Here is a 21,377-nt window from a genome sequence, read left to right on the forward strand (position 1 = left end):
TTCACGGAAAGATTCTGCGAACTCATGTCCGAACGACAATTTCATCTGAACGCCTTCCTCATGGGCGTCGGCCATCATGAGGCGGCGTGGCGCCACCCTCGCACAAATGCGGCCAACTTGTTGGACGTCAAGCACTTCCAGGAGTTGGGGAGGATCGCCGAACGAGGAAAGCTGGACTCGGTGTTCTTCGCCGACGGCCTGGCAGTGGGCCCGCGGGTCAAGTACAACACGCAGGCGATTTTCGAACCCGTCACGTTGCTCTCCGCGATCGCTGCTGCCACCGACAAGGTGGGGCTGATTGCAACCGCGTCGACCAGTTACAGCGATCCGTACACTCTTGCAAGGAAGTTCGCGTCCCTCGACCACATCAGTGGGGGACGTGGCGGGTGGAACATCGTCACATCGGCGGGCGCCGACGAGGCGGCCAACTTCGGTCTCGATGCGGTACCGGCGCACAGTGGTCGTTACGAGCGCGCCGAGGAGTTTCTCGACGTGACACTCGGACTCTGGGACAGTTGGGAAGAGGGGGCGGTTGTCCTGGACGAAGAGTCCGGGATCTTCGCCGACCCGGATCGTGTCCATCGGATCGACCATGACGGCGAACGATTCACGGTGGCCGGTCCACTCAATTCGCCGAGGTCTCCACAGGGACGTCCGCTGCTCGTGCAAGCCGGTTCCTCCGAGAGCGGTAAGGATTTTGCCGCGCAGTACGCCGAAGCCGTGTTCACCGCTCAACGAACACTCGAGCATGGGCAGGATTTCTACACCGACCTCAAAGCGCGGCTGATCAAGTACGGGCGTAGTCCCGACGAGATCAAGGTGCTGCCAGGCATCGTTCCCTTCATCGCGGATACGGAAGAAGAAGCCAAGGCGCTGGAGCAGTCGTTCACGGATCTCATCTCACCTGAGTACTCGCTGCGCCAACTCTCGAACATGGTGGGCGTCGACCTCACCGAGCATTCGCTGGACGCTCCGTTGCCGCCGCTGCCGGACATCGATCGCATCCAAGGGAACAAGAGTCGATACCAGCTCGTCAAAGATCTTGCGGAGAGCGAAAACCTGACCGTTCGTGAACTGATCGGCAAACTCGGCGGTGGCCGTGGGCATCGGACATTTGCCGGGACACCGGAGCAGGTCGCGGACGAGTTGACCGAATGGTTCGACAAGGGCGCCGCGGACGGCTTCAACATCATGCCGCCCTATCTGCCCGGAGGGCTCGAGGTGTTCGTCGACCGGGTCGTGCCGATTCTGCAGGCGCGTGGGCTCTTCCGTACCGAATACACGGAATCCACCCTGCGGGGTCACTACGGCCTCGATCGTCCGGCGAATCGGTTTTCGCGGGCCGCTGACGCGGCAGAAGTGAGCGCGTGACGGAAACACTGCCCAAGGAACAGCCGGCGATTGCCGGGCTCAAGCCACTGGTCACAACGGTTTTCGTACCGGCGGCTATTTTCGGAATCGGTCAGGGCGCGGCCGCCCCCATCATGGCCGTCACCGCCCGCGACCTCGGTGCATCGGTCGCCGTCGCCGGATTGATCGTTGCACTCGGCGGTTTGGGTGCCGTCCTCGGCGATCTCCCGGCGGGCCGGATAGTGTCGCGATTCGGCGAGCGTCGGTCCATCATCGGCGGAAGTTCCTTGGGCGCGACCGGAGTGGTGATCTGTCTGCTTGCGCAGACTCCGTGGATGCTGGGTATCGGTGCTCTGCTGACCGGACTGGCGAATGCTGTGTGGGGTCTTGCCAGGCAGAGCTACCTCGCTGAGACGGTGCCGCTCGGCCTGCGGGCCCGAGCAATGTCGTCATTCGCCGCGATGTGGCGGTTGGGTTTCTTCCTGGGCCCACTCATCGGCGCCGGCGTGATTCTGCTGGTGGGCGCGCGCGGAGGATTTCTGGTCCAGTTGGTGGGCGTCGTACTCGCCGGGGCGCTGATGGCCCGCGTTCCCGACCCGCCACGAAAGGCGCAGGCGGGCAACGGCGATCATAGCCACGTCACGCTCCCGCAGATCCTTCGCCGCCACCGCGCCGCCCTGTCGACGCTCGGGACAGGCTCCCTGCTGATGGGCGCCGCTCGTGCTTCGCGGGAGGCAGTGCTGCCGCTGTGGGCATTGCACCTCGGGTTGGATGCGGCCCAGGTGAGTGTGATCTTCGGTATCGGTGCGGCAGTGGATCTGCTGTTCTCGTATCCCGCCGGGCACATCATGGACCGATACGGGCGCAGGTTGGTCGCGGTGCCTTCGCTGACGGTGATCGGTGTGTCGTACCTACTGTTGCCGTTCTCGACGAGTGCAGTGGGGCTGACCGTGGTCGCTGTCGTCATGGGGATCGGCAACGGACTGGGCAACGGCGTGATCATGACTCTCGGCGCTGATATCGCTCCACCCGAAGAACGCGCCGAGTTCCTCGCTGCCTGGCGATTGACCCACGACACCGGCATGTTCGGTGGGCCGCTCGCGATCGGTCTCCTTGCCGCGGTGTTCCCGCTCGGGTGGGCGTTCGCCGCACTGGGCGCGACCTCGTTCGCGGGCGCAGCGATGATGTTCCGCTTCATTCCGGTCTACTCTCCGCGGGTGTCACCCCGCTCGCGCCTCGGGAAACGATAGGTAGGCTCGCTGCATGCGATTCGGACTGTTCGTACCTCAAGGCTGGCGTCTGGACCTGGTCGGCATCGACCCCGCGAAGCAGTGGGAGGTGATGCGAGACTTCACGCTCCGCGCGGAGGCAGGACCGTGGGAATCGGTGTGGGTCTACGACCACTTCCACACCGTTCCCCAGCCGACGGAAGAAGCGACTCACGAGGCGTGGACGTTGATGGCCGCGCTCGGTGCGTCGACGTCGCGTATCCGGCTCGGCCAGATGTGTACCGCCATGAGCTACCGCAACCCGGCGTACCTCGCCAAGGTCGCCGCGACCACCGACCTGATCACCGGTGGACGCGTCGAAATGGGAATCGGCGGCGGTTGGTACGAGCAGGAGTGGCGCGCGTACGGCTACGGATTCCCCTCTGCCGGTGAGCGTCTGGGTCGACTCGACGAAGGAATCCAGATCATGCAGCAGGCGTGGTCGAAGGGAAGTGCGACGCTCGACGGTAAGTACTACCAGGTCGACGGAGCGCTGTGTCGTCCACTTCCGTTGCAAGAGGGCGGAATTCCCATCTGGGTTGCCGGCGGCGGCGAGAAGGTCACACTCAAGATCGCGGCGAAGTACGCGCAGTACACCAACTTCGACGGCACCCCGGACGGCTTCGCACACAAGTCGGAGATCCTGAAGAAGCACTGCGACACCGTCGGTACCGACTTCGACGCCATCGTTCGTTCGGCCAACTACAACGTCGCCATCGGCGCGACGGAAGCCGAAGTAGCTCAGCGGTTGGAGACACTGAAATCCCGGCTGACGCCGTTGGTCGGCGAAGCTGCTGCGGATGCGTCGCTCGACGCCTTCCGCGGAATGCCGGCGGTGGGTACACCGGAGCAGATCATCGAGAACCTGTCGGCGCTCAAAGCGCAGGGCCTCGAGTACGGAATTTTCTACTTCCCCGAGGCCGCGTACGACACCTCGGGGATCGAGATGTTCGAGAAGGAAGTACTGCCCGCGCTCGCGTAGCGGTACGGCTATCGCAGGGAGTCAGGAAGATCGGCCGGGTTGATCAGGACCCGGCGATCGGGGTGGGTGCGAACTTCTTCGGAATCGGGGATCCGGCTCTGCAGGAAGTTCCACTCGCTCGCACTGACAGCCGCGACAGCGCGTGCCAGCACCGCCGAGTCCTTGGTTCCCCATTCGATCGGCATGGGGCTGACCATCTGCCAGGTGTCAGCCTTGCTTCGGGTGGAACGATCCGAACGCAGTGCAACCGACGGAATGCGGTCGCCGACTCGCCACTTCGGATTGAGTCGTACATTGCGGCTGACGAGTGCGTACTTCGGTGCCCCAGCGGCGGGCTTCGCGATGTCGATCAGTGCGGTCAGCGTCGCCGCACGCGGGTGGACCTCGGTGACGATCGCCGGGACCAGCGGGTTGTCCGCATACAGAGATTCGACGCTCCCCACCTTGCGAGGTGCCCACACGGCCACCCACAGGGAACTGACCGCACCGATGACCAGGACTGCGCCGATGATGATGGACCACACCTCGCCCATGCTGATCAGCCAGGCGCCGACCGCGGCGAGGACGATCGCGAAGATCACCGCAGAAATCTGCAGGCGGCGTACGTCGGCCAGTGTGTCGTTGACCGACTTGGCGTGAGCCTTGTCGACAGTGAACTGGAAGTCAGCCACGAAAAATCCTTCGGGTGGTGCCGGACGATCTAGGACCGGCCCCCGATCGCCCGGGGACCGTCCACCAGCGTAGCTAGTTTCGCGCGCGCTCCCACATCTGCAGGTAAGCCTCGGCGCCGCGGCTCATGTCCTCGACGATGGTGTCGCCGTCGGCTCCCGCGGCGATGCGCATGTCCGCGATCCAGTCGGGAATCATCCCGTACTGCGCCACGCCGTCGGTGTTCACGTCGAAAACCCGGGTGCCGGCGCGCTGCTGGTCCATGACCGTGCCGTCGAAGGCGGTGTATGGATATTGCAGCGGGTTTTCGGCGGCGTCACCGCGCGGTGCGGCTTGGGGACCGAAGCCGTTGGTGTCGGCGCCGTAGCCGAAACCGAAGTAGTAGTTCTCGCTTCGCATTGCCCGCGCGTCGCGCCACTGGTCGATGAATCCGCGCTCTTCGGGCTTTTCGTCCGATGCGTCCAGTTGCCCGGCGTACAGGGCGACAAATCCGCCGAGCGCGTAGATCCGCTTGTACAGGCTCGGGTCGCTCCAACTGTGACTCGAGACGACACCGGAGTAGTTCGCAGCTTCGAGAATGTCGAGGGCTGCTTCGGCGGTCTTGACGCTCATGTGGTCGATGTCGACGATCATTCCTCGGTCCATCAAACCTCTGATCGTGTAAGCACCCAGGTCGGTCAGGCCGTGCGAATTGCATTGCGGACCAGAGGGGTACACCGGAAGCGTCACTCCGGGCGGGAGTACGGCGAGAAGATTCTGCGCGCCGTCGACCTTGGTGGGCAGCACGTTGTCCTCGGCAACTCCGGTGCAGGGTTCCGACTGCCAGAACTCCCCGGTGCCGAGGTAGTTGCCGATATTGACGGCCACGCCGGTAATTCCGCCGTCGAAACGAGCACCGCCGAGAGCGTTGTCGAACTTGTGCGTGACGATCATCTGCCGGACACCCAGGTCGTACAACTCGTCCAGACCGCGGTCGATGTCGTCCTCGGTGCACTGCGGAATCCCGTTACGCACAGAGCAACCGAAGGGTTCGGATACCTCCACCCCGAGGGTGACGGCCAGCTTTCCGTCGGCAGCCACCTTCCTGGCTTGTTCCGGGGAGCTCACGATGCGGAACCATCCGCGGCCGGGTCCGCCGTACTGGGCGTCGATGTAGTCCTGGAGTTCGCGTGTCTGCTGCGCCTGGATCCGGACGGTCTCCATCTCGTCGCAGGGATTTCGCTTGCTCGGATACAGCTCGCACAGGACACGGTTGGCGACAAAGAGATTGGTGAAGATTCGCAGTCCGCCGCGCCAGGCCCGCTCGACCCACTTGTAGTAAGTCTGCTCGTGCGTCAGCGAATCGTGAGCCGGCCAGTCGGCGAAGCTCGGCCAGCCCGTGGTGTCGTGAGTTTCGAAGGGATTTCCGTACGACAGAACATTTTCGAGGAGTGCAGGTATTCCGTCGGGTTGGTGGTCCGGGCAGTCGACGAGTGCAGCTGTGACACCTTGGGGGTCGAAAGGTCTGCCGCAGTGCAGGTTTCCACCCATGAACTCGGAAGCATTCATGTGCACGTGTGTGTCGATGAATCCCGTGACTTCACCATTCGGCCCGATTTCTCCGGGAATACCGTTTGCACCCACTTCGGCTTCGGGGAAATCGGCACAGTCATCGCGGGGGACGAGAGTGAACGCAGATTCGGGAACGTCACCGGGATCGGACATCGTGAGCGTCGAATCTCGCGAGATCAGTTGGCGGCCGTTCGAGGTTGCGGTCAGAACGAAGGACTCGCCGGTGGACATCACGGTCCAGTCGGTGGCTGGAGTTGCTTCGGAGGCGGCGAGAACGGAGTCTGCTCCGTCGTGCGAGAGCATCGACCCGTCGGGGCCGTACAGCATGAAACGACCCAACTGGGCCGCATGCAGGCGGAAAGGCTCGGCGTCGGCGGCTTTCGTGGCGTCGGTGAGGTACGCCGGTCCGCCACGACGCACGAAGTCGCCGGACTCCGTGCGAAGCGCGTAGCAGCCGTTCGCAAGTACGTACACCGAGTTCTGCGCGGTAGGAGATGGGCTCGGTGCCGCTGCACTGACGCCGGTCGTGGCAACGACGACGGCGGCAGTCAGCAGCGAGATGGTTCCGGCGAGCCGACCCCGTAGACGTGGAACTGAGCGCATGATGCTGGTGACCCCCGGCCGATGGACACGACTGTGACAGGGCACACTCTACAGATAACTGGACGTATGTCCATTTGTTTCTGGAACGTGTTGCAGAAATGCTCAGCCGATTGCAGGTCCGAGCAGGTCGTCGGCGTCGGTGATCCGGTAGGCGTAGCCCTGTTCGGCGAGGAATCGCTGACGATGTGCCGCATACTCCGCATCGAGAGTGTCGCGGGAGACCACCGAATAGAAGTGCGCCTGACCGCCGTCGTGCTTGGGTCGCAGGAGGCGCCCGAGTCGTTGAGCTTCTTCCTGTCTCGATCCGAAGGTTCCCGAAACCTGCACGGCGACAGACGCCTCCGGAAGGTCGATCGAGAAGTTCGCGACCTTGCTCACGACCAGCGTCTGGATCTCACCGTTCCGGAACTGATCGAACAGGATCTCACGTTCCTTGTTCTTGGTGGATCCCTTGATCACCGGGGCGTTCAGGGCTTCGCCGAGTTCGTCGAGCTGATCGAGATACGCGCCGATCACCAACGTCGGGGAATCCGGGTGCTTGGCCAGAATCGACTTCACGACAGCAATTTTGGTGTGCGCCGTCGAGCACAGTTTGTAGCGCTCCTCCGGTTCGGCGACGGCGTAGGACATGCGTTCGGCGTCCGTCATCGTCACGCGCACCTCGACGCAGTCGGCCGGTGCGATCCAGCCCTGCGCTTCGATGTCCTTCCACGGAGCGTCGTAGCGCTTGGGGCCGATGAGCGAGAAGACGTCGCCTTCGCGGCCGTCCTCACGAACCAACGTCGCGGTCAGACCGAGGCGGCGGCGTGACTGCAGGTCTGCCGTCATCCGGAAGACCGGCGCGGGGAGCAGGTGTACCTCGTCGTAGATCACCAGTCCCCAGTCGCGGGAATCGAAAAGTTCGAGGTGCTTGTACTCACCCTTCGTACGACGCGTGATCACCTGGTACGTGGCGATCGTGACCGGCCGAATCTCCTTGCGCTCGCCGGAGTATTCGCCGATTTCTTCCTCGGTCAACGACGTGCGGGCAATGAGCTCACGCTTCCACTGGCGACCGGCAACGGTGTTGGTCACCAGAATGAGTGTGGTGGCCTTGGCCTTTGCCATCGCTGCGGCGCCCACCATCGTCTTACCGGCGCCACATGGCAGCACGACGACGCCCGAGCCGCCGGCCCAGAACGAATCCGCTGCCATCTGCTGGTAGTCACGCAGTTCCCAGTGGCCCTCTTCGAAAGCGAGATCGATCGGGTGCGCTTCGCCGTCCACGTAGCCGGCGAGATCCTCGGCCGGCCAGCCGACCTTGAGCAGCATCTGCTTGAGGCGGCCGCGCTCACTCGGATGCACGATCACGGTGTCGTCGTCGACTTTCTCACCGAGCATCGGCGAGATCTTCTTGTGCCGCATCACCTCGGTGAGCACTGCGCGGTCGAGGCTGACCAGGATGAGACCGTGCACCGGGCTCTTGACCAACTGCAAGCGTCCGTACCTGGCCATCGTGTCGACGATGTCGACCAGGAGTGGCTGTGGCACGGCGAACCGCGAGAACGACACCAGTGCGTCGACAACCTGTTCGGCGTCGTGCCCGGCAGCGCGGGCATTCCACAATGCCAGGGGAGTGATGCGATACGTGTGGACGTGCTCCGGGGCCCGTTCGAGTTCCGCGAAGGGGGCGATTGCCTGCCTGGCCTCGCCGGCACGCTCGTGGTCGACCTCCAACAGCAGCGTCTTGTCGGATTGGACGATCAACGGTCCGTCGGTCACGGAATCCTCCTAGTGAAACAAACGCGGCAGCCACAGAGCGTTGCGCCGCGTTGTCGGCTGACGCCAACCCTGCCATTGTCCTGGTATCGGAGCGCATACGCCAACAGGCGACGCTCGCACAGCCCGAAGCAGGGGTGCCCGAGTGCGGACACCCCTACGTCAACAGGGCAGGACCGACCGCTATTCCGGGAGACCGGAGCCGGGTAGCACGAGGATCTTCACGTGTTCGTCGGGTGCGCGCAGAGCTGCGAAAGCGTCCGAGACACCATCGAGACCGACCCGGCCGGTGATGATCGCTTCCGCGTCGATCTCTCCATCGGCGAGTCTCTGCAGGGTGATGTCGTAGGCACTCTCGTAGGGGCCGTGACCGAAGTTGATCGAGATCCTCCGGAACTGCCCGACGACGGGAATGATCGTCTCGTCGCCGAACGGCGCAGCCAGCACCTGTATCCGCGAGTTGAACGGCAAGGTGCGCATCAGTTCCCCGATAACCCCCGCCCGGCCGCTGCATTCGTAGGCGATCAGGATGCCGTTTGCGGCCTGACCGACGAGTGGGTTGCCCTCGGCGACCATCTGATTCCACAGTTCGATCGGATCCTGCTCGGCCGGATCGACGACGATGTCCGCGCCCATCTTCTCGGCGAGCTCGCGTCGTTTGGGGGAGGGCTCGGACGCGATGACGATCTGTGCTCCTCTCGCCTTCGCCGCGACGACGGCACCAAGTCCGATCGTCCCGCAACCGATGACGAGCGCCGAATCGGCCGAGGTGAGGCCGGACTGTTGAAGGTGCATCTCGCCGACGTGGAGAGGTTCGGCAAGTGTGGCGTGCTCGAGTGACAGGTGATCGGGAACTTTGCGGACCCAGAACGCGTCGACGACGATGTGGTCGCCGAACGCGCCGTGGTATTCGTTCGAGTAGCCGATGATCGTCGGGATCCCGGTGGCAGTGTCGGTGGCCAGGCCGATGCCCGCCACCCTGTCGCCGATCGCGAAATCGTCTACTGCAGAGCCGGTTTCGGAGACGATACCCGCGTACTCGTGTCCCAGGACTACGGGGCGGTCGGGGTCGAAGGTGGCGAGCGGGTAGCCCCCGTCGTGTGCGACCTCGACGAACCGGCACGGATCTTTCGACATGCACAGATCACTGCCACAGATCCCGCAGGCGACGACGTCGACGCGGATCTGCTGTGGCGCCAGCGGAGGTGCGTCGGCCACCACCGCTACTGCGAATTCACCGTTCTGGAATCGGACAGCCCTCATGCGCGTACCGCTCCCGTCTCGGCGGACCGGCCGTAGTAGTCGGTGTGGGCTTTGGTGAGCGCTCCGACAAGCCCGCCGATCAGGTACTCGCGATTGTCCTCGGCGAACTGCATGCTCGCCTGACGCCCGACGTTCCGCTTCCGGAAGTGCGGGACCACCTCGGAGGCGAACAATTCGTAGCTGCGTTTGGTGTCCTCCCAGCTCGCCATGTCGACGTGAAGGATCAGGAACGTGCCGAACCCTCCCGTCTTCTCGATCAGGCGCTCGATCTGTGCGATCGCATCCTCGGGGGTACCGATGATCGCCTGACCGAACTCGCCGAGAGTGTCGTTACGCCACTGGTCGATGATCCCTGCCGGCGTATCTGCCCAGGCCGGGGTCTGGCCGGTCTGCCGATTCACGTAGGAGGCCATCGATCCGATCCGTCGGCTCACGGCGCGCTCGGCCTCGGCTCGGGTCTCTGCGATGAACATCGGAGTGACCACACGCCACGTCGCTCGGTCGGCGTGGTGGCCGTGCTCGGCCGAGACCTTCTCGTACACATCCCAGTTGCGATCCAGTGCGTCGAATCCGCTGGGTGAACTCGCCGCCAACGAGAGCAAGGAGAGGCCGTTCTTGCCTGCGAGTACCGAACCGTTGGGCGAAATCGTCGACGCTGTCACGGTCTCGATGCCATCGGCGCGGTACGTGGGCAGCTGTGCACGAGCATCACGCAACGTGAACCAGTCGGTTTCCATGTTGACGACCTCGCCGCGGAGCAACGCAAGGATGGCCTCGAGTGCTTCGCCCTGGCGGCGGCGCTGATCCGACGGGTTGATACCCATCATGTGTGCGTCGAGGGGGATCTTGCCCGGGCCGGTGCCGAAGATGACTCGCCCGCGGGTCTGCAGATCGAGTTGAGTGATGCGGTCGGCCGTGATCAGCGGGTGGTGATAGGGCAGGGACGTCACGCCCGTACCGAACTGGATGCGCTCGGTCCGCTCGGCTGCGGCGGCGATGAACATGTCCGGCGCGGGCACGATTTCGGCGCCGGTCGAATGATGCTCACCCATCCAGGCTTCCTCGAAGCCGAGGTGATCCAGGTGCGCCATGAGATCGATATCGCGTCTGAGCTGCAAGGCGGGATCGGCGTCGAGCGGGTGGTACGGGGCAAGGAAGGCTCCGAAGCGGATGGACGATGCGGACCACACGATGACATCTCCTGTCGACAGGGAAGTGATTTGGCTCACTCGCTCTGGTGGAGATGTCTAACATGGATCACCTGATCCAATAAGTTGAATCTCCCGCACAGTGGGAGGTTTGTAATCACTTGTAGCTCAACGCTATTTGGTTTAGTCACGTCGTCTAATGTTGTTTCAAGTCGATCAACTGATTCAGGCATTTCGAGAAGGAGCGTTGAAGAGGTCATGCATTTGGACGTCACCATCACCCCCACCTCCTCGACCGTCGAACTGAACGGGGTCGACGACTTCACCAGTCTCTCGGTCGTCGTAGGCGGCGACGATCAGTCCGAGACTCTGCGTCGGGTATTGGAACCGTGGGGGGAACTCGAGGACGATCACGTCTGGCTCGACATTGCTCACCTGGAACAAGCCGTCGCGGCCCAGGTCGGAAACGCGCAGTGGAGGCAGAAGTTCTCCGCGATGGTGGACTACGCACGCGCCCACGGCTGGGTCGATCGCGACAACAGGGTGCGGGCACACCGTGAATCACTCTGACTCCAGGGTCAGCGCTTCGGAGAACTTCGGCGAGCCCGTGCGAAGCTCGTTCGTATGACCGACTCCAGGCAGAACCGACAAGGCGACGCGACGCGCATGCGCTTGCTCAAAACTGCCGAGCGGCTTTTCGCGACAGAGGGATTGGATGCAGTCTCGTTGCGCTCGGTCAACGCAGCAGCCGGTCTCGGTCCGTCGTCTGTCCACTACCATTTCGGCACCAAGGACGATCTGGTCGCCGCGGTGCTGCTGGACATGGGAACGTCGGTGCGAGATCAGATCAGCGCGAACGTGGACGCCCTTGCCGCCGAACAGACGCCGCCGACGGTCGAGGCACTGGTACGGGCTGTCACCGCGCCCTACGAGGCGTTACTCCTTCGCCACCGCACGCGGGGAATGCGATGGATCAGGATCGTCACGCAGATCTCGCAGCCGCAGATGTCACGACCAGGGCATCCCGCCCTCGAGGCGACCGAGCTGCACCTTCGCGATCACCTTCTCGACCAGGTCCGTCGTACATTTCCCGCTACCGATCCGGAAAGGCTCGAGACTCGCTGGGCGATCGCCTTGATGGGCTTCCTCCAAGCATTGAGCCGGGCCGACGATTGGAGCGGAAGTGGCAAGCCGCTCGCGCCGGAGCGACTTGCCGACTTCTACGAGGATCAGGTCGTCTTTCTGATCGGTGGCGTGCGGCAGTTATTGGGATGAGTTCCTTATTTTTGCGCGACGACAGACTTTCGCATTTCCATTACATGAGTAATGGCCTCGGAAATTCCGGACCGATAACCGATATTCTTTTCGGAATCGCCCGGAGTGGAATCAAGCTCCGATTCGAGTCTCGTTTGAATGCGGTCCAGGGTGTGGATTGTTCTTTTCACGATGGTTAATTCTCTTTCTGCGGAGAATCCGAAAGTAGTATTCCGGACTGCCGAGCGTGTTCGTCGAGGACGCAGAGTGAAGCGAGGGTCATGCCCGCTGCGTAGCCGCGCGAGCGTGCGTCAGTTCCTCGACTACGTGACTTGAACAGGTTGAATGTTTCGTGTAGGTGCACGAGGGTGTCGGTCGGGGCCGGCATTGGTCAGCTTCGCAGTCAGCTCGTCTTTCTCTGAACTGTGCTGTCAGCTCCGCTTTCTCTTACGAATGAACTCCGAAGACTCCGCAGTTTTCGCCCGCTTTTCCGCGCGGCGTTCTTTGATCGACTGAGCGGGTTTCTTCATGTTTTTACCCGGTGCCTTGTCAGCCATTGTCGCTCCTCATTTTTCGAAGTGGCAATCACAAACTGACCTCGACCATACTTCATTTACAGAAAAAAGCCAGTTGCTTCTTTTCTGCTACTTTTTTCCGGAGTCGACGGGGCTGACGGAAGTAATGCGGTGCAACGTGAAACGGCGTACCGCACCACTTGCCGGGTCGAACGCGTCCAGCTGTCCGCCGCCCACGCTGACGGGGTCGACGATGCGATGGGTCGCCACCCCCTGGGCGTCGACGTACCCGATGTTGACGCTGGAATTGTCTCGTGCCGCCGTGGCCAGCAAGGCGATGGTGGCTGCGTTGTTCTCGCGCGAACCGTCCGTTCGAACGCCGCCACGGCCGGGGGCGGAAGCGCGGTCGCCCGCCCGCATCGTGCGTACCAACGACGCCAACTGATCCGCCGACGGGCTCGCAGGCATTCTCGACGCCGGTCGGCTGCGACGGTTCGGTACGCGAGCCCCGCGTGGGCGAAGATCGACCAGCGTTCCCGAGGAGTCTTCACCGGCCGGCGCAAATCCGGCTGCGCGCAATTCGGCCAGGACCTCGCGTAGCGGGGCTTGGGAGATCGCGACCGTGGGAGCCAATGCGCGCAATGCCAGGGACTCGGCCACCGCCGATGCGAGTACCTCCGCCAACAGTGATGCGTCCTCGCACCGGATGAACGACGCTGCAACCCCGGCACGCAGTCGTCCGTGTCGGCGGGCAACGTCGTCAATCAGATACGAAAGCGATTGGGGGACAGGTGTCTTCGATTTCGAGGCGAACATGGCATGCAGTTCGGTAGCCGTCAGACCGGCGTCGAGAGCACGCCGCACACTGTCTTCGCTGATGCGGTACATGGACGCCGATCCTGCGGACTCGATGTCCGCGACCAGGCTCACCTGCTCGAGCAGGTCCGGTACGAGCGGGCCGGGCGCAACCAATGTCAGATCTGCCTGGACCAGGATGAAGTCGATGGGCTCGGGTAGCGCGGACTGCATTTCGGCTTCGGCGTCCCCGCCGTGCAGCAATGCTCGTCCCGGTGACGACAAAGCGCCGCGGGCTACCAGTCCGAGCGCGGCGGCCTCGTCCAGAGTTCGCTCGATCGCGAAGGTCCGTAGGCGCCCGCTCCACCGCGGACGTCGCCACGCCAGCAGCCGACTGACCTCGACGGCCGACGCAGTCTGACCACTGTCGAGTTCGGAGAGCAACCCCAGAATGGCCTGACGATCTCGCGGAGCGGCCGGTGCCCGGCCCTCCTCGGACAGTGCCGCGATCGGCTTGTCGGTGGAATCCCGCAGCCCGATCATCCACGGAACGCGCGGTACGTCCACCCAGGCGGACGCCAGGACCTCCCACCGTCGCGCTGTGGACGCGTTCAGCCAGCCGTCGACGGCGAGTGTAGGCGTCCAGTATTCGTCAGCGTTGTCCGAGATCGGCGCCGGGTCGGGCGTTCCGCTCGCGATGAGTCCGGCTGCCGAGAGCAATTCGACAAGCAGGCTCACTCGCGCTTCGTCGAGATCGGCAGTCTTGGCCACGCGTCGTAGTTCTCGAACGCCGAGTCCACCGGCTCGCAGGGCGGGGGCCGGTGCTGCTCCCAGAACTGCGATCACGTTCTCGCATTGGCGTACCAACTCGAGCGCTTCGCCGGCTGCTGCGGCGTTCACGTCCGCCGGTTTGAGTTTGTCGCCCCCGATGACCGGTGCGGTCAGTGTCGTCGGATCGAAAACCGGCTCGCCGCGGATGACCTGACGAACCGTCGCCGGAAGTTCGACTGTCTGCTCGTCGAGCCACCGCAGCAGGCCGGCTGCCAGCAATCGCTGAACCGGGCGCTCGGGCGGCGTTCCCGGGGCAGCGTCGCGGGTACGGCCGATCGGGCTGGAGTTGGCGAGAGTCTCGAGGAGATCCCGTTCCCGGGTGTCCAGAGCGTCGAGGGCCGCCGAGATCTCGGTCTCGGACATCGCCTCGGCAGGTTCGAGGGCACGCCCCACACGCCAGGGAATCATCCCGATGACTGCCGGGACGACGCTGATGGGATCGACACCCCAGATGAGGGCGGACTCGCGCATCTTCGACAGTGACTTGTCGACGGCCTTCTTGGTGACCTTGCCCTTGCCGGTCAGGGCGCGTTCGGCGATTGCACTGTTGAGCTCCGCCCGCGTCATCGGAGTTTCCTCGGCGCCGGCCAGCGCCAACAATTCGAGAAGACCGAAATCGAGGGTGTCGAGTTCGTCTGCGGCTCGGCTGACCGACGCGCGTTGCTGTGCCCGACCGCTGAGAACCACCATCGTGCTCGGCGGCGGTACGGCCAGATCGGGGCGCAGACGCAGCAACTCCGTCAACTCGGCGTCACTGCGCGCCGAGAGCCAATCGGTCAGACTTTCGGCTGCGGAACTGCCCGCCGGGGTGCCACGTGTTTCGGTCATCAGGTATCAGATTAGAGACCTGGTCTGTACGGCGTAACGGCGTCCTGTCAAAATGACTTCGTGGCCAACAATTCGAAGCAACACTATGTAGATCCAGGATGGCCGGAAACTGCAGACGGAGATCACGCAGTGACCGAATTGTCATCGACCCGCGCAGGTGGACTTTCACCCTTCGGCGAGGACACCACCTTTCCGGTTCCGGTGGAGTCACTTCCTTACGTACACCCGCACACCGTCATCAACCGATAACAACTCGACACGAAGAAGGCCCGCACCGAATCGGTGCGGGCCTTCTTGATGTTCGAGCGTCCGAGCGGACAGTCTTGCCGGTGTTACTTGAGGAACGACTTCGCGGTGTCGGCGACTGCGAGGATCTGCGGGTCGACCGGGATGCCGTTGGCCTCGGCGAAAGCGATTGCCTGATCGATGGCGTCGGCAACCGGGTGTGCAACGGTCTGAGCGACCTGCTGTGCCGGAGCCGGAGCTGCCTGAGGAGCCGTGGTGGCCGGAGCGGAACGCTCGGTGGCGCCGCTGCTCAGTCCGAGGCTGGAGGAGCAGGACGGCCATGCGCCCCAACCCTGGTTTGCGAGAACACGCTCGGCAACAACGATCTGCTGCTCGCGAGAGGCCTGGTTTGCGGTGGCTGCGTACTGTCCGCCGCCGTGTGCGTTCCACGTGCTGGGGGAGAACTGCAATCCGCCCTGGTAACCGTTGCCGGTGTTGATGGCCCAGTTTCCGCCGGCCTCACACTGGGCGAGACGATCCCAGTCGGAGTCGGGGGCAGCGTTTGCGGTTCCGGTGGCTGCAATTCCTGCTACGCCCATGATGGCGCCGGTGACGGCGACCTTGGCGACAGTGCGGCCGGTGGTGGTGGGCTTGCGATGGCGTCCGCTCATGATGGTCGAAATCCTCTCCACACGCGCCTGCGAGGTCAGCTGTCGGGTTCGGGCTGAGAGGTCGCCCGGCCTCGCCTTTCCTGGCTGGAAAGGGTCTGGCTTCACCCCAAGATCCGGTCTTGCGACCGAACCGGTGTCCACTGGAGAACTTTTCTGTTCTCACAGAGGACTTTGGGTCCCCCGTCCTCGTCCCTGGAATGCTCTGTCGGAAGTCCGGTACCCGCGGGACAAGGCTTGGCGCGGCGGGCCGGAGGTGGCCGAGTTTCCCGGCCGAAAACGACGGTAACGGCTCGAGTCTCTCGTGTCACCATTTGATAACGCGGCGTGGCGAAAGACGTACAACGCGTCACACAAAGCGCAGGAGACTCTTCCCAGGTAGGTAGGGGTGCCTGAGTGAATGTCCGGTTGTGTCCGTTCCGTTATCCATCCGTAATGTGAGCAAGGTCACACGTTATGTGGAAATAGGAATCCGGGCGATTGAGAGGTGTGTCGATCCAGGCCGGTGGTGTGGCCCGTGTCTCAACATCCGAATAGAAACTTAGGTTAGGTTTGCCTGACTTGTCTTGAATGGGCAGGGTTCGCAGAGTCTTCCAAAGAAGTAGGGCACCCCTCATGAAACTGCAATACCGTCGGCGCGCGGTCACCGCGTCACTCGCCGTCGCCGCTGCTGCTGTCGGCCTGGCCGTCACTGCTCCCGCTGCACACGCCTCACCCGAGGATCCGACACACGGTGTTGTCGGAAGCTATTCCGCAACCCAGCCCGGCGACATCGTCGTCGACTCGGCAACCCACCGCGGATACATCACGCAGTACGGCGGACCGACCAGTTCGTTGTCCGTCGTCGACACGAACACGGGCAAGTCCGTCGGCAGCATCGACGGTGTCGTCGGTTACCCGTCGGCACTTGCCGTGGATTCGGACCTCGGACGCGCATACGTGTCCTCCTCCTACGGCGGCGCGATCTCGATTGTCGACACCAAGACCGGCAAGGTCGAAAAGACGGTCACGCTGAGCGAGAAGAACCCCGACGGCTCGCGGCCGCAGATCAACGATGTCGTCGTCGACCCCACAACACACCGCGCGTACTTCTCGGACTACAAGTCCGGCAACATCCGAGTCGTCGATCCCAACGCCGCCGACGCCGTGTCGAGCATTCTGGTCGACAAGTCGGCAACGCCGACCAAGCTCGCCTTCGACAGTGTCCGCGGTTTCCTCTACATCGCGGACACCAACTTCTTCGACGAGAATTACGGCCGCACGCTGTGGCAGGCGGACGTACGCAAGGGCGGAGCACTCAAGTCGATCGTGCGTGCCGACAACCTCTACCCCGTCGACGTCGATGTCGACACGAACACCGGCAACATCTACATGACCGACACCCGGGCAACCAACCTGTGGGCGATCACCCCGGGCGGCGCGGTTCTGTCGAAGACCACGCTGTCTCCGACCGCGATTCCCAACGGCGTGATCGTCGACTCTGCGGCAGGCATTGCATATGTCGCGGACGTCATGAACGGACACTTGTGGTCGGTCGATCTGACGACGCGCGCCACCACCGCTCTGGCCGATACCAAGGTTCCGGCACTGGAGAAGGTCAAAAACCTTGCGCTCGACACCTCGACCGGCGCCATCGCGTCGACGACCAACGGGGGCAAGGTGACCGTAGTTGCTGCGTACCCGCTGCCCGCGACCGTCGAATTGCCTGCCGCTCAGGTAGGTAAGGCGTATTCGCAGAAGCTCACTGCCGCCGATGCGCGCGCAACCTTTGCACTCACCAACGGCACTCTGCCCGGCGGACTGTCCCTCGCACCGGACGGCACCATCTCGGGAACCCCCACGGCTGTCGGCAGCGTCACCGTCGAGATCACTGCGAAGAGCGTGCTTTCGCGTGCTTCGAGCGTGACCGTCGTTGTCTCCGAGGGCCCGGTCGGCCCCGTTGATCCGGGCACGGGCACGGGTACCGGTTCGCTCGGTAACCTCCCCGGACTCGGTAGCCTCGGCCGCTGATCCGACCTGATAGAAGAACCCGACCACAGCACCTGCCGTGGTCGGGTTCTTCGGTTTGAGAGGCCGATTACGAGCAATTGACGCGATCGACGGCTATGCGTAATTGACGCGGTCCACGTCGACGATCTCCTTGCCCAGTGGCATCAGCGAGATCGGAATCATCTTCAAGTTCGCGACGGCGAGTGGAATTCCGATGATCGTGATTGCCATCGCGACGGCGGTGACGATGTGTCCGATCGCCAACCAGATGCCGGCGATGATCACCCAGATGACGTTGCCGATCATCGAACCGACACCGGCGGTCGGCTTGTCGACGACGGTCTTACCGAACGGCCACAGCGCGTAGATGCCGATGCGGAACGCTGCGATTCCGAAGGGAATCGTGATGATGAGGATGCAGCAGATGATGCCTGCGGCGAAGTAACCCAACGCCAGCCAGAAGCCGCCGAACACCAGCCAGATCACGTTCAGGAGGATTCTCATGGTCAGTGACCTTTCGGTTGGAGGCGGGAGAGATCAGCGCACGCGTCGACCGGATCTCAGCGTGTAGACGATCGCGAGAAGGAAGCCGATCGGGCACGCGAGCGCGACGAGATACAAGGCCAGGCCGGGCGGAGTGTCGCTGAAGATGTGGACCGCGAAGATGGCCACGATCGCCAGGAATCCGACGATGAACAGTGCCATCGCCGTACGGAACAGACCGTTTCCGGTGCCGGAAGTGCGCGGGTTCGGTTGAGGGTCCACACCTACGAGGATAGTGCCTGTAAACCTGGGTGCCGACCCGGGTTCGTCACAGGTAGACTGTTAACAGACTGCGCGCCCCGCTGAAGCAAGTGTGGGGCGCGTTCTTTTGCATTCTTCCACCGGAAGCGATGCGAGCAAGGCCATGAGGCTCTTCCGAGAGCCTCCCGAGCACATTGGGGCAGATGCCCCAGTCGAGTGATGAGCAGGTGAACGCGGTGCCGACCGGCAAGGTGAAGTGGTACGACGTCGAAAAGGGTTTCGGCTTTCTGTCGCAGGAAGAGGGCGAGGACGTCTACGTCCGAGCTTCCGCTCTCCCCGAGGGCGTCGAGGGCTTGAAGGCCGGCCAGCGCGTCGAGTTCGGCATGGCCGCAGGTCGACGCGGTCCGCAGGCGCTGAGCCTGAAGGTGCTCGAGCCGGCACCGTCGTTGCGCGGCGCTACGGCGACGCGTCGTGAGCCCGTCGAGCGTAAGCACACCCCTGACCAGCTGCACGGCATGGTCGAGGACATGATCACGTTGCTCGAGGCGAAGGTCCAGCCGGATCTGCGCAACGGCAAGTACCCGGACCGCAAGACCGCTCAGCGGATCTCCGAGGTCGTCCGGGCCGTCGCTCGCGAGCTCGACACCTGATCGCTTCGATACGAGCTGCCATATACAGCTGCTGACAAAATGCCCTGCACACCAATCGGTGTGCAGGGCATTTTCATGGTCCGGGGATCAGGCGGTCTTGATCGACCAGATCAGCAGTCCCTGTTCGCTTCCCTCACCGACGGCGAGGTGGATTTCGACGCCGACCAGTTGCTTGACGGGATCGCTCGAAGATTCGACCGTCACGGCCAATGCCTCACCAGGCTCGAAGACTCGGGGCTCGCCGGTCTGGTTGCCGTCGGCATCCTCGTAGACGGCCAGCAGTGCCCACTGCGCATCCGAGACGTCAGTCGACAACGACAGCTGCAGCGGATAGCCCGCGGGAACGTCGAGGGCGTAGATGTCGCCCACCTGGGCGCACTGGGACAGATCGATGGTGCAGAACCCGGCAGGGTTGGTCTCGATCGTCTTGCCGTGTGCGTATGCAGTGATGACCGGCAGCTTCTCGGGGTCGTCGTTGATGTTCTTGATGATCACGAAAAGAACGGAGACGTAAGCAACCAGTGCCACCACCATCAGGACACTGATCGCTGCCACGATCTTCTTTGTTCTCGAGCGCATCATCACTGCGGAGTACTTCCTTGTCCTCGGTTGGATTTACCGGTGTAAATCACTTCGGTCACTTCTTGTTCGGCCAGATCGGGTCGCTTCCCACCGAGGCCGGGCAGGAGGCTGCTTCCTCGGTAGCTCAGGAAGGTCTGTAGGAGACCGATCGTCAGGAACACCGATACAACAGTGAACCCGATCCAGTATTCGGTCGGAAGCAGAACCCCCAATGCGCCGCCGAGTACCCAGCTCAACTGCAGAACCGTCTCCGATCTGCCGAATCCGGACGCGATCGATTCCTCGGGCAGGTCGTGCTGGAGTGACGCGTCGAGCGAGACCTTGGCGAGTGCGCTGGCGGCCGAGGCGATGAGCGTTGCCAGGGCGGCGGTCATCAGGTTGTCCGTCAGAGCGGCGATCACGGCGATGATCCATACCGAGGCCGTGCACCGAAGCACGATCAACGCGGGCCGGCCGAGCTTGAGGCGAGCGCCCGCGGCATTGCCGGCGAAGTTACCCAGACCGGCGGCTGCGCCGACCAAGCCGAGCATCATGGCTTGCTGGAGTGGCTCGTGATCGGTACGCGACTTGGCGACGAACGCGATGTAGAGCGTCAGAAAGCCGGTGAGCACTCGGATGGTTCCGTTGCCCCAGAGTCCGATGATCACGGCCCGTCCGAGAGGCTGACGGACCTTGGCCGGTTTCGCGTTCGGCTGTGGTGGGGCGCTGCCGGCGTGATGTGCCTCGTCCGGGTGGTAAGTGATGGTCGCGGGAACCTCACCCTCGGTGACCTCGACCCACGACGGGATTCGCATGCTCAGATATGCGCCGAAGACGGTGACGGCAACCGCGAACCACAATGCTCCGGTGGAACCGAAAGCGAGCGCGAGCGCACCTGCGACAGCGCCGGCCCCGATCGTTCCACCGATCAACCCGAAGACCGTCAGACGCGAATTGACGCGCACCAGGTCTATTTCCGGTGGTAGCACGCGTGGAGTCACCGCACTCTTGAGTACCGAGAACGATTTACTGAGCACCATCATGCCGAGCGCGGCCGGATACAGAATCCAGCTGTCGAAGTTGAAGACCAGGATCACCGCGAGGAGCGTCCGGACTCCGAACGACGACGCGAGCGCGATTCGGCGGCCACGCTGCAAGCGGTCGAGCATCGGACCGATGAGCGGCGCGATCACGGCGAACGGCGCGATCGTGATCAGGAGATAGAGCGCGACCTTGGTCTTGTCCTCGCCCGTCGCGGCCGAGAAGAACAGCGTGTTGGCGAGGGCGACGGAGATGGCCGCGTCGGTGGCATTGTTCGTCATCACCGCGTAGGTGAGAGCGGTCAGGCCGGACTTGTCCGCGCCGTCGGCCTTCGCTGCGCGCTGGAATGTCGCGATGCCCTTGTTCGTCAGTTCACGGCTGCGCATCGCTGCGACGCGCGTGACGGTGAGCTTGCGAGGCATCGGGGGAGCCTTGGGAGCGTCCGCACCCGGTGCCTTCGAACCGGACGCGGAATCGGAGTCTCCCCGTGATTCCGGGATCGGATGCAGCGGCGGCAAAGGCGTGCGACGGGCAGCGGGACGGGCCGAAGGCGGGTAGTTGTCCGGGCGGGCCGCGGGTGGGTAATTGTCGTAACCGGGGTGCACCTGTTGCCCCTCCGGCTCGTCGTGGATTCGCCGAGTTTCGGGGTCGTAGGGTTCGCGCGGTCCGGTCACCACTCAATTC

The 21,377-nt window shown here is 63.3% G+C and carries 20 protein-coding genes and 1 riboswitch; of the genes, 8 read left to right on the plus strand and 12 right to left on the minus strand.

Annotated elements, in window-relative coordinates; genetic code table 11:
• Nucleotides 1-24 precede the first annotated feature (24 nt).
• From ACFWAD_RS09670 to ACFWAD_RS09680, 3 genes are read left to right on the plus strand one after another with little or no spacing between them, the layout of a single operon-like run.
• Nucleotides 25-1,371 carry an LLM class flavin-dependent oxidoreductase gene (locus ACFWAD_RS09670; RefSeq protein WP_378543192.1) on the plus strand — a complete coding sequence of 449 codons (1,347 nt, stop codon included), beginning with the start codon at nucleotides 25-27 and terminating at the stop codon, nucleotides 1,369-1,371.
• Entirely contained in the window at nucleotides 1,368-2,600 is a 1,233-nt protein-coding gene (locus ACFWAD_RS09675) for an MFS transporter (RefSeq protein WP_378543194.1), read from the plus strand. The genes ACFWAD_RS09670 and ACFWAD_RS09675 overlap by 4 nt, the downstream gene beginning before the upstream one ends.
• Nucleotides 2,601-2,613: 13 nt before the next feature.
• Nucleotides 2,614-3,600 (plus strand): LLM class F420-dependent oxidoreductase, encoded by a 987-nt coding sequence (locus ACFWAD_RS09680; RefSeq protein ID WP_378446226.1) that lies wholly within the window; start codon nucleotides 2,614-2,616, stop codon nucleotides 3,598-3,600.
• A gap of 8 nt (nucleotides 3,601-3,608) precedes the next feature.
• Here ACFWAD_RS09680 and ACFWAD_RS09685 read toward each other — a convergent pair whose 3' ends face one another.
• From ACFWAD_RS09685 to ACFWAD_RS09705, 5 genes are all read right to left on the minus strand, one after another.
• Nucleotides 3,609-4,271 (minus strand): DUF3239 domain-containing protein, encoded by a 663-nt coding sequence (locus ACFWAD_RS09685; protein WP_378532255.1) that lies wholly within the window; start codon nucleotides 4,269-4,271, stop codon nucleotides 3,609-3,611.
• 73 nt (nucleotides 4,272-4,344) lie between these two features.
• The gene (locus ACFWAD_RS09690; protein ID WP_378543196.1) at nucleotides 4,345-6,423 is read right to left on the minus strand and encodes a peptidase; all 2,079 of its coding nucleotides are present in this window, start codon (nucleotides 6,421-6,423) and stop codon (nucleotides 4,345-4,347) included.
• A 102-nt stretch (nucleotides 6,424-6,525) separates the two neighbouring features.
• A complete protein-coding gene (locus ACFWAD_RS09695; RefSeq protein WP_138872200.1) occupies nucleotides 6,526-8,184 on the minus strand; it encodes a DNA repair helicase XPB in 1,659 nt (552 codons plus the stop codon).
• A 180-nt stretch (nucleotides 8,185-8,364) separates the two neighbouring features.
• Complete coding sequence (locus tag ACFWAD_RS09700; protein WP_378543198.1) at nucleotides 8,365-9,444, minus strand: alcohol dehydrogenase catalytic domain-containing protein; 1,080 nt, start codon at nucleotides 9,442-9,444, stop codon at nucleotides 8,365-8,367.
• Entirely contained in the window at nucleotides 9,441-10,634 is a 1,194-nt protein-coding gene (locus ACFWAD_RS09705; RefSeq protein ID WP_378543200.1) for an LLM class flavin-dependent oxidoreductase, read from the minus strand. Before ACFWAD_RS09705 ends, ACFWAD_RS09700 begins: the two co-directional genes overlap by 4 nt.
• Before the next feature lie 216 nt (nucleotides 10,635-10,850).
• Here ACFWAD_RS09705 and ACFWAD_RS09710 point away from each other — a divergent pair, with 216 nt between their 5' ends.
• Both ACFWAD_RS09710 and ACFWAD_RS09715 read left to right on the plus strand, forming a co-directional pair.
• On the plus strand, nucleotides 10,851-11,162 hold the full coding sequence (locus tag ACFWAD_RS09710; protein WP_378532265.1) for a hypothetical protein: 312 nt from the start codon (nucleotides 10,851-10,853) through the stop codon (nucleotides 11,160-11,162).
• 54 nt (nucleotides 11,163-11,216) lie between these two features.
• On the plus strand, nucleotides 11,217-11,867 hold the full coding sequence (locus ACFWAD_RS09715; protein WP_378446232.1) for a TetR/AcrR family transcriptional regulator: 651 nt from the start codon (nucleotides 11,217-11,219) through the stop codon (nucleotides 11,865-11,867).
• Nucleotides 11,868-12,277: 410 nt separating this feature from the next.
• Here ACFWAD_RS09715 and ACFWAD_RS09720 read toward each other — a convergent pair whose 3' ends face one another.
• Nucleotides 12,278-12,403, minus strand: a complete 126-nt coding sequence (locus tag ACFWAD_RS09720) for a hypothetical protein (protein WP_007733507.1) — start codon at nucleotides 12,401-12,403, stop codon at nucleotides 12,278-12,280.
• 87 nt (nucleotides 12,404-12,490) lie between these two features.
• Nucleotides 12,491-14,815, minus strand: coding sequence for a helicase-associated domain-containing protein (locus ACFWAD_RS09725; protein WP_378543202.1), 2,325 nt, complete (start codon nucleotides 14,813-14,815; stop codon nucleotides 12,491-12,493).
• Nucleotides 14,816-14,875: 60 nt separating this feature from the next.
• On the opposite strand from ACFWAD_RS09725, the gene ACFWAD_RS09730 reads away from it, so the two are divergent.
• A complete protein-coding gene (locus ACFWAD_RS09730; RefSeq protein ID WP_019744939.1) occupies nucleotides 14,876-15,064 on the plus strand; it encodes a hypothetical protein in 189 nt (62 codons plus the stop codon).
• 83 nt (nucleotides 15,065-15,147) lie between these two features.
• Here the strand turns inward: ACFWAD_RS09730 and ACFWAD_RS09735 are convergent, their stop codons facing one another.
• A complete protein-coding gene (locus ACFWAD_RS09735) occupies nucleotides 15,148-15,711 on the minus strand; it encodes a transglycosylase family protein (protein ID WP_378543204.1) in 564 nt (187 codons plus the stop codon).
• Nucleotides 15,712-15,719: 8 nt separating this feature from the next.
• Nucleotides 15,720-15,940: riboswitch (cyclic di-AMP (ydaO/yuaA leader) on the minus strand.
• Nucleotides 15,941-16,323: 383 nt separating this feature from the next.
• On the opposite strand from ACFWAD_RS09735, the gene ACFWAD_RS09740 reads away from it, so the two are divergent.
• A complete protein-coding gene (locus tag ACFWAD_RS09740; RefSeq protein WP_378543206.1) occupies nucleotides 16,324-17,718 on the plus strand; it encodes a YncE family protein in 1,395 nt (464 codons plus the stop codon).
• Between the two features lie 93 nt (nucleotides 17,719-17,811).
• On the opposite strand, the gene ACFWAD_RS09745 is transcribed toward ACFWAD_RS09740, so the two are convergent.
• Together ACFWAD_RS09745 and ACFWAD_RS09750 are read right to left on the minus strand one after the other, a co-directional pair.
• Nucleotides 17,812-18,201 carry a YccF domain-containing protein gene (locus ACFWAD_RS09745; RefSeq protein ID WP_003939919.1) on the minus strand — a complete coding sequence of 130 codons (390 nt, stop codon included), beginning with the start codon at nucleotides 18,199-18,201 and terminating at the stop codon, nucleotides 17,812-17,814.
• A 33-nt stretch (nucleotides 18,202-18,234) separates the two neighbouring features.
• The gene (locus ACFWAD_RS09750) at nucleotides 18,235-18,462 is read right to left on the minus strand and encodes a hypothetical protein (RefSeq protein ID WP_003940194.1); all 228 of its coding nucleotides are present in this window, start codon (nucleotides 18,460-18,462) and stop codon (nucleotides 18,235-18,237) included.
• Between the two features lie 215 nt (nucleotides 18,463-18,677).
• On the opposite strand from ACFWAD_RS09750, the gene ACFWAD_RS09755 reads away from it, so the two are divergent.
• A complete protein-coding gene (locus ACFWAD_RS09755; protein WP_007733502.1) occupies nucleotides 18,678-19,091 on the plus strand; it encodes a cold-shock protein in 414 nt (137 codons plus the stop codon).
• An 87-nt stretch (nucleotides 19,092-19,178) separates the two neighbouring features.
• On the opposite strand, the gene ACFWAD_RS09760 is transcribed toward ACFWAD_RS09755, so the two are convergent.
• Nucleotides 19,179-19,646: a DUF2771 domain-containing protein gene (locus tag ACFWAD_RS09760; RefSeq protein WP_225989529.1), complete on the minus strand. Its 468-nt coding sequence runs from the start codon at nucleotides 19,644-19,646 to the stop codon at nucleotides 19,179-19,181.
• A 26-nt stretch (nucleotides 19,647-19,672) separates the two neighbouring features.
• Entirely contained in the window at nucleotides 19,673-21,367 is a 1,695-nt protein-coding gene (locus ACFWAD_RS09765; protein WP_378446236.1) for an MFS transporter, read from the minus strand.
• Nucleotides 21,368-21,377: the final 10 nt, after the last annotated feature.

The organism is Rhodococcus sp. NPDC059969 (assembly GCF_042738325.1).
Taxonomy (GTDB): Bacteria; Actinomycetota; Actinomycetes; order Mycobacteriales; family Mycobacteriaceae; genus Rhodococcus_F.

Bases quoted from the DNA above. Each gene is read 5' to 3' on its own strand.
- ACFWAD_RS09690 (WP_378543196.1), bottom strand. From the start codon at position 6,423: ATGCGCTCAGTTCCACGTCTACGGGGTCGGCTCGCCGGAACCATCTCG.
- ACFWAD_RS09745 (WP_003939919.1), bottom strand. From the start codon at position 18,201: ATGAGAATCCTCCTGAACGTGATCTGGCTGGTGTTCGGCGGCTTCTGG.
- ACFWAD_RS09710 (WP_378532265.1), top strand. From the start codon at position 10,851: ATGCATTTGGACGTCACCATCACCCCCACCTCCTCGACCGTCGAACTG.
- ACFWAD_RS09725 (WP_378543202.1), bottom strand. From the start codon at position 14,815: ATGACCGAAACACGTGGCACCCCGGCGGGCAGTTCCGCAGCCGAAAGT.
- ACFWAD_RS09715 (WP_378446232.1), top strand. From the start codon at position 11,217: ATGACCGACTCCAGGCAGAACCGACAAGGCGACGCGACGCGCATGCGC.
- ACFWAD_RS09735 (WP_378543204.1), bottom strand. From the start codon at position 15,711: ATGAGCGGACGCCATCGCAAGCCCACCACCACCGGCCGCACTGTCGCC.
- ACFWAD_RS09670 (WP_378543192.1), top strand. From the start codon at position 25: ATGTCCGAACGACAATTTCATCTGAACGCCTTCCTCATGGGCGTCGGC.
- ACFWAD_RS09700 (WP_378543198.1), bottom strand. From the start codon at position 9,444: ATGAGGGCTGTCCGATTCCAGAACGGTGAATTCGCAGTAGCGGTGGTG.
- ACFWAD_RS09720 (WP_007733507.1), bottom strand. From the start codon at position 12,403: ATGGCTGACAAGGCACCGGGTAAAAACATGAAGAAACCCGCTCAGTCG.
- ACFWAD_RS09680 (WP_378446226.1), top strand. From the start codon at position 2,614: ATGCGATTCGGACTGTTCGTACCTCAAGGCTGGCGTCTGGACCTGGTC.
- ACFWAD_RS09740 (WP_378543206.1), top strand. From the start codon at position 16,324: ATGAAACTGCAATACCGTCGGCGCGCGGTCACCGCGTCACTCGCCGTC.